This is a genomic window from uncultured Oribacterium sp. (assembly GCF_902481605.1).
GTDB lineage: Bacteria > Bacillota > Clostridia > Lachnospirales > Lachnospiraceae > Oribacterium > Oribacterium sinus.
Window position 1 is genome coordinate 1 of the sequence record NZ_CABSXI010000064.1, and the last position, 12,888, is coordinate 12,888.

Annotated in this window: 11 protein-coding genes and 1 pseudogene; 8 read left to right on the forward strand and 4 right to left on the reverse strand. The window is 44.4% G+C overall.

Going from position 1 to position 12,888, the window contains the following annotated elements:
• The 5 genes from RDQ32_RS09210 to RDQ32_RS09230 all read left to right on the forward strand — a co-directional run.
• Nucleotides 1–1,332 (forward strand): ABC transporter substrate-binding protein (locus RDQ32_RS09210; protein ID WP_308580161.1); only part of this gene is annotated, 1,332 nt, incomplete at its 5' end.
• A gap of 108 nt (nt 1,333–1,440) precedes the next feature.
• The gene (locus RDQ32_RS09215) at nt 1,441–2,403 is read left to right on the forward strand and encodes an ABC transporter permease (protein WP_308580162.1); all 963 of its coding nucleotides are present in this window, start codon (nt 1,441–1,443) and stop codon (nt 2,401–2,403) included.
• A gap of 4 nt (nt 2,404–2,407) precedes the next feature.
• Entirely contained in the window at nt 2,408–3,247 is an 840-nt protein-coding gene (locus RDQ32_RS09220; protein ID WP_308580163.1) for an ABC transporter permease, read from the forward strand.
• Between the two features lie 3 nt (nt 3,248–3,250).
• Nucleotides 3,251–4,336, forward strand: a complete 1,086-nt coding sequence (locus RDQ32_RS09225) for an ABC transporter ATP-binding protein (RefSeq protein ID WP_308580164.1) — start codon at nt 3,251–3,253, stop codon at nt 4,334–4,336.
• A 37-nt stretch (nt 4,337–4,373) separates the two neighbouring features.
• Complete coding sequence (locus tag RDQ32_RS09230; RefSeq protein WP_308580165.1) at nt 4,374–5,177, forward strand: ATP-binding cassette domain-containing protein; 804 nt, start codon at nt 4,374–4,376, stop codon at nt 5,175–5,177.
• Nucleotides 5,178–5,236: 59 nt separating this feature from the next.
• Here RDQ32_RS09230 and RDQ32_RS09235 read toward each other — a convergent pair whose 3' ends face one another.
• From RDQ32_RS09235 to ade, 3 genes are all read right to left on the reverse strand, one after another.
• Nucleotides 5,237–5,542 (reverse strand): DUF898 family protein, encoded by a 306-nt coding sequence (locus RDQ32_RS09235; RefSeq protein ID WP_183684577.1) that lies wholly within the window; start codon nt 5,540–5,542, stop codon nt 5,237–5,239.
• A 76-nt stretch (nt 5,543–5,618) separates the two neighbouring features.
• Nucleotides 5,619–6,836, reverse strand: coding sequence for a dicarboxylate/amino acid:cation symporter (locus tag RDQ32_RS09240; protein WP_308580166.1), 1,218 nt, complete (start codon nt 6,834–6,836; stop codon nt 5,619–5,621).
• A 270-nt stretch (nt 6,837–7,106) separates the two neighbouring features.
• Nucleotides 7,107–8,816, reverse strand: coding sequence for an adenine deaminase (gene ade / locus RDQ32_RS09245; protein WP_007156820.1), 1,710 nt, complete (start codon nt 8,814–8,816; stop codon nt 7,107–7,109).
• A 415-nt stretch (nt 8,817–9,231) separates the two neighbouring features.
• Between ade and RDQ32_RS09250 the strand changes: the two genes are divergently transcribed.
• The 3 genes from RDQ32_RS09250 (at nt 9,232) to RDQ32_RS09260 (ending at nt 12,653) form a co-directional block, all read left to right on the forward strand.
• Nucleotides 9,232–10,590, forward strand: coding sequence for an NCS2 family permease (locus RDQ32_RS09250; protein WP_007156819.1), 1,359 nt, complete (start codon nt 9,232–9,234; stop codon nt 10,588–10,590).
• 21 nt (nt 10,591–10,611) lie between these two features.
• Nucleotides 10,612–11,871, forward strand: coding sequence for an amidohydrolase family protein (locus RDQ32_RS09255; protein ID WP_308580167.1), 1,260 nt, complete (start codon nt 10,612–10,614; stop codon nt 11,869–11,871).
• Between the two features lie 80 nt (nt 11,872–11,951).
• A complete protein-coding gene (locus tag RDQ32_RS09260) occupies nt 11,952–12,653 on the forward strand; it encodes an NTP transferase domain-containing protein (protein ID WP_007156817.1) in 702 nt (233 codons plus the stop codon).
• Nucleotides 12,654–12,704: 51 nt separating this feature from the next.
• Here RDQ32_RS09260 and RDQ32_RS09265 read toward each other — a convergent pair.
• Nucleotides 12,705–12,888 (reverse strand): annotated as a pseudogene (locus RDQ32_RS09265) (putative selenium-dependent hydroxylase accessory protein YqeC); the annotation flags it as partial.

Genomic DNA, 12,888 nt, shown 5'->3' on the forward strand with positions numbered 1-12,888 from the left:
CCTGCTTATCATATCTATGGAGACGGAACGGTGGATTATATTCTGGCGGAGAGCATGACTGCTTCTGAAGACGGTCTTACTTTGACGATGAAGTTGAAGCCGGATTTAAAATGGAGTGATGGGGAAGCATTAACAGCGGATGATATTGTTTTTACTTATGACACCATCAACAGCCTGACAAAGAATCTTTATATTGGGGATCAGCCTATAAAGGTGGAAAAGCAGGATGATTTAAGCGTTCTTTTTAAGCTCCCCTCTGTTTCCGCCAGTGCCATGGAGATGCTTTCCGATGAAGTCAGCATTATCCCTAAGCATATCTTTGAAGGCAAGGAGAATACGGATGTTTCCTTATTAGAAGATAAGGTGGTGGGTGCAGGTCCCTATGTGCTGGAGGAGTATAAGACCGGAGAGTACTTGAAGTTTAAGGCAAACCCCAACTATGCCAATGGAAAACCTTATATTGATACCTTGATTTATCGTGTAATTGACAAGGGAGATACCGCTACTTTGGCTATGCAGAACGGAGAGGCGGAGGCCATGGTATTGTCTCCGGATATGATTGAGCCTTATCGGGAAAATGATGCCTTCACCCTATACAATTATAGTGAAGGTCGTGTGCCTTATATTCGTTTGAATACCGCTTCCGACAATATGCAGGATAAGACATTCCGTTCCGGCATTTTCCATGCCTTAAACAGAGAGGAAATTATGAAAGCGGCTTACGGAGATCCGGATTACTATCATTTAGGCTATTCCTTCCTGCCCTATGATAACCAGTTCTACAGCGAGGATGTGGATAAGTGGGATCAGGACTTGGAGAAAGCCAAGGAAGAGGTAAAGAATGGTCCTAAGAAGTTGACTTTACTCTATCCGGCTAATACTCCTATTTTAGAAAGAGAAGCCTTGGCTATTCAGGCGGAATGTAAGGCTGTAGGTGTGGAGGTGGATTTGGCGAGCCTGGCAGATGCGGCTTACTACAAAGCTACCAAGGACTTGGAGAATAAGGACTATGACATTTTCCTGGGAGGCTATGTGATGGGCTCCGATCCGGATACCTTCGCCATTCTTTTCTCCTCCGAGAAGGACAACAACATGAATTACCACAATACGGAAATCGACAAGTTGTTTAGAGAGGGAAATAGTACTTTGGATCTGGAGAAACGTAAAGAAATCTATAATAAGGTACAGCGATTGGTAACGGAAGAGGCAATTTATTATCCTCTGGGCACCAATTTAAGAACATTGGTTACCAAGAAGGATGTGGATCCGGAAGAAGCCCAGCTTGTGCCTATCTACACCTTTGGGGATTTATCCAAGCTAAAGTTTAAATAAGTTTAAAAGCAGGAAAGTAAGTGCTGTAGCAAAGCTGTGAGTATTTTAGCAAGTAAGCAAGTGCTTTATTTTTCAAAAGAATAGAACAAGTAGAAAAGAGGCAAGAAAATGGCATTCTATATCGGGAGAAGAATTTTGCAAAGTATTCCCCTGCTCCTATTGATTACCCTTTTGTCCTTTGGACTTATGAATCTGGTTCCCTATGATGCGGTGGATTCCATAGCCAATTCCAAGATGACGGAGGCGCAAAGGGAGGAAAAGAGAGAGGAATACGGCTTAAATGATCCCATGCCCGTGCAGTATTTTCGTTGGTTAAAAAATATTCTAAGGGGAGAGTTCGGTAACTCTCTCCTTAGTCATACCCGGATTAAGGATGATCTACGGATACGAATTCCAAACACTATCCTTTTAGTGCTTCCCTCCTACCTTACCGCCTACTTTTTGGCGATGGCGGTGGGACTTTACAGTGCCAGCCAAAAGGGAAAATGGCAGGATAAGCTTTTAGATAGCCTTTCCACCATAGGTCTTGCGGTACCCAGCTTCTGGATTGCCTTGGTGCTGATTTATTTTTTTGGCTATCATTGGAAGCTTTTTCCTTTGTTAGGGATGCATACCATTGGGAAGGAAAAAGATATTCCGGACTTTCTCCATCATCTTTTTCTTCCTTACTGTGTATTGGTGCTTGCTTTTTTTCCGGATTTAATGCGCTATGTTCGTTCTTCCGCATTGTCTGAATTAAGGCAGGACTATGTTTTGGTACAAAGAGCTTTTGGCGCAAGTAAGAGGGAAATTCTTTTTCATCATGTGGCAAGAAATGTTTGCCTCCCCATGATTAGTAAGTTGGGCATGTCTCTGCCCTTACTGGTGACGGGGGCGGTGATTACGGAGTCCGTTTTTTCCTGGCCCGGGATAGGTCTTTATTTTGTGAAAGCGGTGGATGCGCTGGATTATCCTATTGTGATGGCGATTTTGCTTTTATCCGGTACCTTGGTAATTCTGGGAAATTTGCTCTCGGATATTTTGTATTGTTTGATTGACCCGAGAATTTCACTTTGGAAGAAGGAAGGATAAGAAAATGCAAGCTAACAGAGGTAAAGCCTTTATTAACAGAATTCTAAGCCATCCCCATAGAGTTTTAGCCAGTATTTTTTTGATAGGCTTCAGTATTTTAGCCATAGTATTACCTCTTCTTCCCTTGGATCCGGAGGGCTTGGATGTGATTCATAGTCTGGCAAAACCTTCTCTGCAACATTTTTTCGGGACGGATGAGGTAGGGAGAGACTATTTTGCCAGAGTTCTTTACGGGGGAAGAGTTTCACTTATGGTCGGTTTTTTGTCTATGGCGATGAGTATCGGTCTGGGTGTTATGATTGGGCTTCTTTCCGGATATTTCGGGGGAGTGGTGGATTTCTTCTTCATGCGCCTTGTAGACGTTCTTTCCTCCATTCCCTGGATGATATTGGTAATGGTTTTCGGTATGGTTTTCGGAAGAGGTCTGTTTTCTCTTGTTATGGTCATCGGCTTATTAAGCTGGATGGAAACAGCAAGAATCATTCGAGGAGAAGTCTTAAGCCTAAAGGAGCGGGAATATGTTCTCTATGCACGCTTTCTGGGAATTTTTCCATTGCGTATCCTTTTTAGCCATATTTTTCCCGGAATTCTTCCTACCATTATTACGGCATCCACAGCGGCTATCGCGTCCTCCATCATGGTGGAGAGCGCATTAAGCTTTTTGGGACGAGGAGTTACCGCTCCTATGTCCAGCTGGGGGAGTCTTTTACAGAATGCCCAGAAATTCCTGCAAAAAGCACCCCACATGGCTATTCTTCCGGGAATTTTGATTATTATTACGGTTTTGTCTTTCCATCAATGGGGCGAGGCCCTTAGGGAATCGCTTCTCTTAGAAAGGGAGTAGAAGATGCTTTTGGAAATTGAAGATTTGCAGGTGGAAATACCCTATGGGAAAATGAAGGTCTATCCGGTTTCCGGCGTCAGCTTTTCTCTGGAAGAAGGAGAGGTTTTGGGAATTATCGGAGAGTCCGGAAGCGGAAAATCCATGGCTATGAAGGCCATTATGGGATTACTGCCGGAAAAAGCAAAAGCTTCTGCCCGGAAGCTTTCGTTTCAAGATTTGGATTTACGAAATCTGACGGAAAAGGAATATCTGCCTCTTCGAGGGAGCCGTATGGCTATGATTTTTCAAGATCCCATGACGGCACTGAATCCCTTGATTCCCATCGGAGAACAGTTGAGAGAGATTTTTGAAAGACAAAGGAAGAAAAATGGAAGCCCTGTCAGGACTAAAGATAAGGAAGCCTTTTCCGGCATGGATGCCCCGATACAGCCTTTGACAGCTGGCAATTCTGCCGAGGCATTTTTAGGAATCAAGGATTCAAAAAAGGATTCTAAAGAAAGAGCAATTGCTTTACTTGCTTCCGTAGGGATTCCCAATCCGGAGGAAAAGTATAAACAATATCCCCATGAGTTTTCCGGCGGGATGCGGCAAAGAGTTTTGATTGCCATGGCCTTATCCTGTTCTCCGGCCCTGCTGATTGCGGATGAGCCTACTACTGCTTTGGATGTGACTTTGCAGGCTCAGATTTTGAATTTACTTTTGGAAGGGGTAAAAGCGAGAAGCACAAGCTTGATTCTGATTAGTCATGATCTTTCTTTGGTGAAGGAACGCTGCAAACGCATTCTGATTTTATACGGGGGCAAGGTGATGGAAGAGGGAAGGGTGGAAGAGATTTTTCAAGAGCCCAAGCATCCCTATACCAAGGCCCTTCTGGCGGCTATCCCCAGTATGGAAAAAGATAAGGAGGAAGCACTGGTAGCTATCGAGGGAAATCCCCCTTCGATTTTAAAGGAATTTACCCTTTGCCCCTTTTATGAAAGGTGCAAGGAAAGAGTGGACGCCTGTCAGGCAGCCCTGCCGAAGGAAGCAAGGATTTCCGAAACGCATAGGGTATTCTGTCACAAGCTTACTTCCGGAGAGAAAGCGTAAAATAATTTTATTATGTTGTGAAGATTAGGGTGAAAAAATGAAAGAAAAGGAGCGGATTCTTTCTGCCAGAGGAATAGAAAAGATATTTTATCAAAGGGATTTTTGGGGAAGAAAAAAGATTGCTACCCATGCGGTACAGGAGGTGGACCTGGACCTGTATAAGGGAGAATGCTACGGTTTGGTGGGGGAATCGGGCTGTGGCAAAAGTACCCTTGGTCGTTGCCTCTTGGGTATTTTAAAGAGAACTGAGGGAGAAGTTTATTTTCATGGAAAGGAAGTTAGAAAGGATGACCAAAGGGCCATACGGAAAATGCAGGATAAGATGCAGATTATCTTTCAGGATCCCTATTCTTCTTTAAATCCTCATTGGACCGTAGAGGAAATTTTAAAAGAGCCTTTACGACGTCTAAAGCTCTCCCGTGCAGAAGAAGAGACAAAGATAAAAAAGGCTTTGGAAATGGTTTCTTTAGCGGAAGCGGATAGAAGAAAAATGCCCTATGCCTTTTCCGGCGGACAGAGACAAAGAATCGGAATCGCCAGGGCCTTGATAGTAGAACCGGAAATTATCCTTTGCGACGAACCGATTTCCGCCTTGGATGTGTCCATACAGGCTCAGATTGTGAATCTGCTAAAGGATTTACAGAAGGAGCTGGGGCTTAGCTACATTTTTACGGCTCATGACTTGGCGATGGTTCGCTATATCAGCGATAGGATTGGCGTAATGCAGGCAGGGAAAATTGTGGAAGAAGGGGATTGTGAAAGTATTTTTCAAAATCCTCAAAAAGAATACACCCGGACTCTGCTGTCGGCAGTTCCCGGGTGGTGTAGAAGGGAAGGTTAAAGGGCTTATAACGATTTTCCTTCCTGAAAATATAGTAGTAATACTTATACCTGCAAAGCTTAGTCCGCAAACTCGGTGTGGGCTACCTTCCATTTTCTGATGGCAATACTGAGCCAAAAGCTGTAAATTCCCAAGGTGATAATGCAAAGCAGGAACCACTTAATCCACTGCAGAAAGAGGTTAGTGGCTTTGCCGGTAAAACGAAGGCGATGCCCGTTAATGACGGTGTGGGATATTTCCCAGTTATAAATCATGCAGATAGCCCAGGGAAAGCAGATTCCAAAGGTACATACTGTGATAAGGCTTCCTAAAAGTGACCATCCGATAAGCTGCAATAAACCGCCGTCAAAATAAGATTCTCCCATAAATACTCCTTTTCTTTAAAAACGTAAAATACTCATAAATTATAAAGAAAATAAGAAAAAAAGCAAGTTCCGGATTTTATCCATTCTTTTTCTCCAACTGCTTACTGATGGCAGTGGCACAGGCGATGTCACCGATTACATTGACGGTGGTGGCACCCATATCCGCCAGAGTATTTACGGAAATATACACGCCCAGGATTTGGTTGATGGGAAGTCCTGCCATGGGAGCCAGAGCGGCAAAGGCGGCAATAGCTCCTCCCGGTACGCCCGGAGTTCCGATACTGAGCAAAGTATTGGCTGCCAAAACCGTAATCATGGTGTCCAGGGTTAGCGGAATACCTAAGGCGGCAGCAAAGAAACTGATCATAAAGGACATCAGAATACTAACCGCATCCATGTTAATGGTGGCTCCCAGAGGCAGTGTTAAGGAGGCTATCTCCTCCGGAACATCCAAGGACTCCACCGCACATTCAATAGAAAGGGGGAGCGTGGCATTGGAAGAACAGGTGGAAAATGCATTTAAGCTGGCCGGCGCAATAGAGCTAAAGAATTTGCCCACAGGGATTTTTCCGACCAGGCGTACGATACCGCCGTATACAATCAGGGCATAAAGGGCAAAAGTAATGTATAAGGCCAGCATAACCTGTCCCAGCTGAAGAACTGTCTTGATGCCGTTGCTGTACATTACCGTAGCCATACAGGCAAAAACACCGATGGGGGTAAAAAGCATTATCTTCGAAACAATAAAAATGGAAATATCATGAATGGAGGTGCATAGCTTCACGAAAGGCTCCGCTTTTTCCTTTAAGGAGAGGCAGGCCAGTCCCATAATGATGGAAAAGGAAAGCACCTGAAGCATATTTCCCTCGGAAAATGCCGCAATAGGATTGGAGGGAATGATATTTTCCAAAGTTCCCAGAAGACTTTTAAACTCTACCGCATCCACCTTCACATCCGTAGCGACAATCCGGGCTCCCACGCCAAGATGGAGAAGCCCGGGGAGGAAAAGTCCCAGAGTGCTGGCGAAAAGGGTGGTTGCCGTAAACCACAAAAGAGAATAGAGGCCGATTTTTCCGGTTTTGGCAATGGAGCCGATGCCCATAATGCCGGTCAGTAAGCTACAAAATACCAGGGGGAAAATCATCATTTTCAAGGAAGACATATAAATAGTGGCAATCAGATTCAGAGGGGTGTAGAAAAATTCAGGCATAATGAGTCCAAAGATTAAACCCAAACAAAGCCCTAAAGCAATCCAAACCGTCTGCTGAATACTCAGCCATTTTTTCTTACCCATACTACAAATCCCTCATTTCCGAAAATAGTTTCATGGATCACTTCTTTCTATAAAAATCGAGAAAAGTATTTCAGGTCAAGCTTTACGGTTTTCAAAAGTTCTTATTTCTATAGAAAAAAACGTCCTTTGCAATGTTTCTATCCTAAAGAAAAGAGGAGGTATTGTAAAGAATAGATTTCTTTTAACTGGATATAGAAAATAGTTATATCTAAAGAGGGGGAAGCTCGGGCGGATGCCAAACAGGAATTTTATGCAGTATGGTACTCTTTCTTACTGAATCAACCTTGGCCTTCCATTCTGCACCAGACAAAGCCCTCTTGGGGTGATGCGAATCTCCGGTATTACCGGTAAAGCCAGGAAGGACATACTGATAAAGGGATCCATTCCACCGGGGACTCCCATTTCGTGGGCTTTTTGCTTCATGTTTTCCAGATGCGCGTTCGCTTCTATAAAACCGCAATCACACATCAGTCCCATGATAGGAAGGGCCAGAGAATCGTAAACCTTTCCTCCCTGCACCAGCACAAATCCACCCTGCAGGCGGATGAGTTCATTGACGGCTAAGCACATATCCCGGTCATTGTCCCCAATCACAATCAGGTTGTGGGAATCATGACTGACGGAGCTGGCAATGGCCCCCCCATGGATAGCGTAACCTTGACAGATGCCCAGTCCGATTTTTCCGCTTCCCTTATGCCGTTCTATTACGGCGATTTTCTGATATTCCGGATATTCTTCTCCGGTAAAATTGCCGCATCGTTTTAGCATCACCTGTAAACGTTTGGTGGTAATCTGCCCTTCTTCCATGGCAATGACATTTACTTCCTGCTTGGAAATGGGTAAACGAAAAGCCTTTTCTTTAAGAGGAGAGAGGTGAACGGTTTTCTTCAGCTTTGAGGGACAGCGGGGAATGCGTAAATGTTCGGATTCCAGCACTTCCTTACCCTTATGGAAAACGGCTGTGATTTCAACATTTTCCAGATCGGAAATCAGAAGAAAATCCGCCTGTCTACCCACAGCGATAGCCCCCAGATGGGATAGGCCGTAACATTCCGCGGTATTAATAGTGGCCATTTGATAGGCGGAGCAGGTGGGAAGCCCCAGTGCAATAGCCTTTCGAACGGCGTGGGAGATATGCCCCTCTCTTATGATATCTTCAATGTGCTTATCATCGGTACAGAAGGAAAATGCTCTGGTATCGATTTTATGAGCCAGTATTCCCTTAACTAAAGCCTCTAAATTTCTTGCGGCGGAGCCTTCCCGGATATGGATGTGCATTCCCGCACGAATCTGCTCCAGGGCATAGTCAAAATCCACCGCCTCATGATCTGTTTGAATGCCGTTTAAGGCATAGGCCTGTAAGTCTTCTTTTGGAAGAAAGGGGGCATGACCGTCTAAAACATGCCGGGAAAACAGCGAGAGCTTTTCCATCATTTTCTTCTCCCGATGAATCACGCTATAATCATCCATTACCTCTCCAAGCCCTAAGATGCGGGGATTCTCCAGATATTCCTTCATATCCTCTGCGGAAAAGACAGCGCCGTTGTCGTCAATCTCCGTGGAGGGGACACAGGAAGGAAGCATCACAAAGACATTGGCGGGACTCTTCTCGCTTTGTTGTAAAATGTAATCGACACCCTCTTTACCGGAAACATTGCAGGCTTCATGGGGATCCACAATAAAGCAGGTGGTTCCCTTTAAAGCTGCCAGAGTGATTAATTCATGGGGAGTCACCATGGTGGATTCCGGATGCAAATGGGCATCTATAAAACCGGGAACCAGAAATTGTCCCTTGGCATCGATTTCCTTCTTGCCCCGATATTCCCCGATTCCGGCGATATAGCCCCGGGAAACAGCCACATCCCCGGAATAAATACTGCCGGTAAAAACATCCAGAATGCGGGCATTTTTCATAACCAGATCGGCTTCCTTTTCCTTTAAACAAACTTTCGAGAGAATTGCTTGTAATCGATTATTCATATTTATGCCCCCTATAAAAAATAACTAATAAATTAGCTTATTAGAAGAGTGTTATACTGATTATTGCATAAATTCTTCTTTTGCGCCATAAGATATTCACCAAAACGATAAAAAACTCTCTCGTTTTGACCCTGTGTTCCTATGCAAAATACCCAAGACGAAATGCATTTATTGAGAAAAAGTGTAGAAATGAAAATATTTGGTGTTCTTTTACGAGACTTGATGTACAATCTTCTGTATAGCTGTTAAGTGTAGCAAAGGGGATTTGAAAAAGAAGGAGACATCGCAAAAGCAACAAATGGAGTAAAATAGAGGGCTAGGGAGGCAAAACATGCTTGAGGACGAGTAGGAACATGTCGTGAAGTCACTACCCGTTTTCATATACAGTCTATTTTTTTTCATAGGGGGACGACAGATGGAGAAATTTTTTAAACTGAAAGAAAAGAACACGGATGTAAAGACGGAGGTCATTGCGGGAGTCACCAGCTTTATGACCATGGCTTACATCTTGGCGGTGAATCCCAGAATTCTTGGGGCTTCCGGAATGGATGCGGGATCTGTTTTTACCGCAACAGCCCTAGCCTCTGCCCTGGCCAGCTTCTTTATGGCAATTCTGGCAAACCTTCCCTTTGTGCTTTCCGCAGGTATGGGATTGAATGCTTATTTTTCCTATACGGTGGTATTGGGGATGGGCTATAACTGGGAAACGGCGTTGGCAGCAGTTTTTGTAGAAGGCATTATTTTTATCCTTTTATCTTTGACCAATGTACGAGAGGCAATGTTCAATGCGATTCCTAAGAGCTTGAAAGTGGCAGTAGCTGTGGGAATCGGCTTTTTTATTACCTTTATCGGTTTTCAGAACGCTCACATTGTTGTGGACGGAGCTACACTGGTAACTCTCTTCTCTTTTAAGAAGTCTATTGAAGCGGGAAGCTTTGCTTCTGAAGGAATTACCGTGATTCTGGCGTTAATCGGTGTACTGGTAACTTCTATTTTGGTAGTAAAGAATATCAAAGGCCACATCCTAATCGGTATTATTGTTACTTGGGTTTTGGGTATTTTTTGTCAGTTGACAGGCCTTTATGTTCCTAATCCTGAGGCAGGCTTCTACAGCTTGATTCCAAGCTCCCTGATTTCTGTACCCAGCTCTATTGCGCCCACCTTCTTTAAGATGGATTTAAGCAATGTGTTTTCTTTGAATTTCCTGGTAGTTGTTTTTGCTTTCCTTTTTGTGGATGTTTTTGATACCTTGGGAACCTTAATCGGTTGTGCATCCAAGGCGAATATGCTGGATGAAGAGGGAAAGCTGCCTGCTATTAAGGGCGCTCTTTTGGCGGATGCCTTAGGAACTACAGCAGGCGCTGTTTTGGGAACCTCTACTATTACGACCTTTGCGGAATCCGCATCCGGTATTGCAGAGGGAGGAAGATCCGGTTTGACAGCATTGGTGACGGCGGGACTCTTCCTGGTATCTCTATTCCTTTCTCCGATTTTCCTTGCTATTCCATCCTTTGCTACAGCACCGGCTTTGATTGTTGTAGGATTTTTCATGATGCAGCAGGTGACGAAGATTGATTGGGAAGACATGGTAAAGGCTATTCCCGCATTTATCTGTATCTGTGCTATGGGCTTTACCTATTCCATTTCCGAGGGAATTGCTTTCGGTATCATCAGCTACACCGTGCTTCATCTTTTCACAGGAAAGTCCAAGGAGTTGACACCGCTTATGTATGTACTGTCTCTCATCTTTATTTTGAAGTACATCATGTTGTAAGCTTCATATAAGGAGGAACCCATGGAGTATTTGCTTCGAGGAGATATTTGTTACAGTGAGAATTTAAAGACCCTGATTTGTAAGGAAAATGCCTATCTGCACATAAAGGATGGGTTATGCCAAGGGGTTTATGACAGTCTTCCTAAGGAGCTGTCTTCTGTGGAACTCAAGGATTATTCCGGAGATTTAATTCTTCCGGGAATGGTGGATCTCCACTTACATGCTCCTCAGTATGGTTTCCGGGGGACCAAGATGGACTTGGAGCTTTTGGATTGGTTGAATGTCAACACCTTTCCGGAGGAAGCCAAATATCAGAACCTGGACTATGCTGAAAGAGGCTATCGGGATTTTGTGGAGGACTTGCGAGAAAGCGCCACCACCAGAGCGGTAATCTTCGGGACTCTTCACAAGAATGCTACCTTGCTTCTTATGAAGCTTTTGGAAGAGAGCGGTTTAGTTTCCTATGTGGGAAAGGTCAATATGGATCGAAATTCTCCGGAGTATTTAACGGAGCATACTGCGGAGGAATCCCTTAAAAACACCAAGGAATGGCTTTCGGAGATTCCTAAGGATTGGCAGAACTGTAAACCGATTCTTACACCGAGATTTACCCCTACCTGTTCGGATGCTTTGATGGAGGGTTTAGGAAAGCTGGCTAAGGAATACAAGCTTCCGGTGCAATCCCATTTGTCGGAAAATCCGGGAGAGATTGCCTGGGTAAAGGAGCTTTGTCCCGACGCAAAGCATTACGGAGATACCTATGACCGCTACGGTCTTTTGGAAAACAGCATCATGGCTCATTGCGTATATACGGAGGGAGAAGAGCTATCCGCCTTAAAGGCGAGGGGAACGATGATTTGCCATTGTCCCCAGTCCAACACGAACCTTTGTTCCGGAGCGGCTCCTATTCGCCGTTTCTTAGAGGAAAATGTGAAGGTCGGCTTGGGAACGGATGTGGCCGGAGGAGCAAACCTCTCCATGCTAAGAGCCATCACCGATGCCATTTCCGTATCAAAGCTTCGTTTCCGCCTCATGGATCAAAGCCTTGCCCCTCTTACCTTGGAAGAAGCCTTCTGTTTGGCAACGCTCTCAGGGGGAAGCTTTTTTGGAAAGGTGGGATCTTTTCTCCCCGGGTACGAAGGGGATGCTTTAGTCTTCCATGAAAAAAGAAGAAGTGTTCGAAAGCAAACGGTGAAGGAGCGCTTGGAAGTGCTTTTGTATACCGGAGAAGAAAGTGCCCGCCTGCAGGCGAAATTCGTACAGGGCAGACAGCTTTTTTAAAGGATAAGAGCTTCTTTTGTGGAATAAGAGTTTTTGGAAAAAGAAGATAGTTTTGCGTAGGTATAGGGAAGGAAGAGATAATGAAACATTTGGGCTTTGTGGTGATGGCCTCAGGCTGGAGCAGACGCTTCGGAAAAAATAAATTATTGGAAAGAATAGCGGGAAAGCCCATGATTTCCTATACCTTTCATACCTTATCCCATTTTTTCTATAATTATCAGGCAGTGGGGTCTCTTTCTGAACGAATTCAGGACAGTGATGCTACAGTGCAGGAAAAAAAGAAACGGGGAAAGGGCGGGAAGATTGTTCTGGATACGCCTTTGGTAGTGACTCGTTTTAAAGAGGTGGAACAGCTGGCCAAAGAAATGCATTTTTCCGTTTTGATGCATGAAGAGAGTGAACAGAGTGATACCATTCGTGTAGCTCTTTCCTCGGAACAAGCCAAGTCCTGGGATGCCTGCATGTTTTTAACAGGGGATCAGCCCTTGCTTTCTGAGGAAAGCCTAAGAAATCTTGTAGATGCTTTTTCAGAGAATCCGGAGGAGCTTTACCGTTTGAGCTATCAGGGGGAAGGGGGGAATCCGGTGATTTTTCCAAAGAAGTACTTTGAAAATCTGCGGAATTTAACCGGAGATCATGGTGGAGGTGTGCTTTTAAAATCCGGCATGATTTCGGTGGAAGAAATTCATAAGATTCCGGTGGAAAGAGAATTTGAGCTTTGGGATGTGGACACGGAAGAAGCTATTCTGAAGATGGAACAGCTTCTTCGGATGCGATTATAAAAATTATAAAAAGCGGCTTTAAACGAAACCCATATTTCAAAAAATATATCTTTACAAAAGAAGTACTTCGGGATGAGCGGATCCTTCTTTTAAAGATCCGCCACAAACCATTTTCCCTAAGCCATTTTGTAAGAAAAGAAGCAGTTCTTCTGCTTCTTTTTTTGTGAGACAATCTAACTGATTCACAAAAAGGCAGTCCCCCAGCTTTTCTTTACGGAAAGCCTGCAAGAGAAGC

Excerpts from the sequence above, each read along its gene's own strand:
- RDQ32_RS09225 (WP_308580164.1), top strand. The coding sequence starts at position 3,251 with ATGCTTTTGGAAATTGAAGATTTGCAGGTGGAAATACCCTATGGGAAA.
- RDQ32_RS09260 (WP_007156817.1), top strand. The coding sequence starts at position 11,952 with ATGAAACATTTGGGCTTTGTGGTGATGGCCTCAGGCTGGAGCAGACGC.
- ade (WP_007156820.1), bottom strand. The coding sequence starts at position 8,816 with ATGAATAATCGATTACAAGCAATTCTCTCGAAAGTTTGTTTAAAGGAA.
- RDQ32_RS09230 (WP_308580165.1), top strand. The coding sequence starts at position 4,374 with ATGAAAGAAAAGGAGCGGATTCTTTCTGCCAGAGGAATAGAAAAGATA.
- RDQ32_RS09250 (WP_007156819.1), top strand. The coding sequence starts at position 9,232 with ATGGAGAAATTTTTTAAACTGAAAGAAAAGAACACGGATGTAAAGACG.
- RDQ32_RS09255 (WP_308580167.1), top strand. The coding sequence starts at position 10,612 with ATGGAGTATTTGCTTCGAGGAGATATTTGTTACAGTGAGAATTTAAAG.
- RDQ32_RS09235 (WP_183684577.1), bottom strand. The coding sequence starts at position 5,542 with ATGGGAGAATCTTATTTTGACGGCGGTTTATTGCAGCTTATCGGATGG.
- RDQ32_RS09215 (WP_308580162.1), top strand. The coding sequence starts at position 1,441 with ATGGCATTCTATATCGGGAGAAGAATTTTGCAAAGTATTCCCCTGCTC.
- RDQ32_RS09220 (WP_308580163.1), top strand. The coding sequence starts at position 2,408 with ATGCAAGCTAACAGAGGTAAAGCCTTTATTAACAGAATTCTAAGCCAT.
- RDQ32_RS09240 (WP_308580166.1), bottom strand. The coding sequence starts at position 6,836 with ATGGGTAAGAAAAAATGGCTGAGTATTCAGCAGACGGTTTGGATTGCT.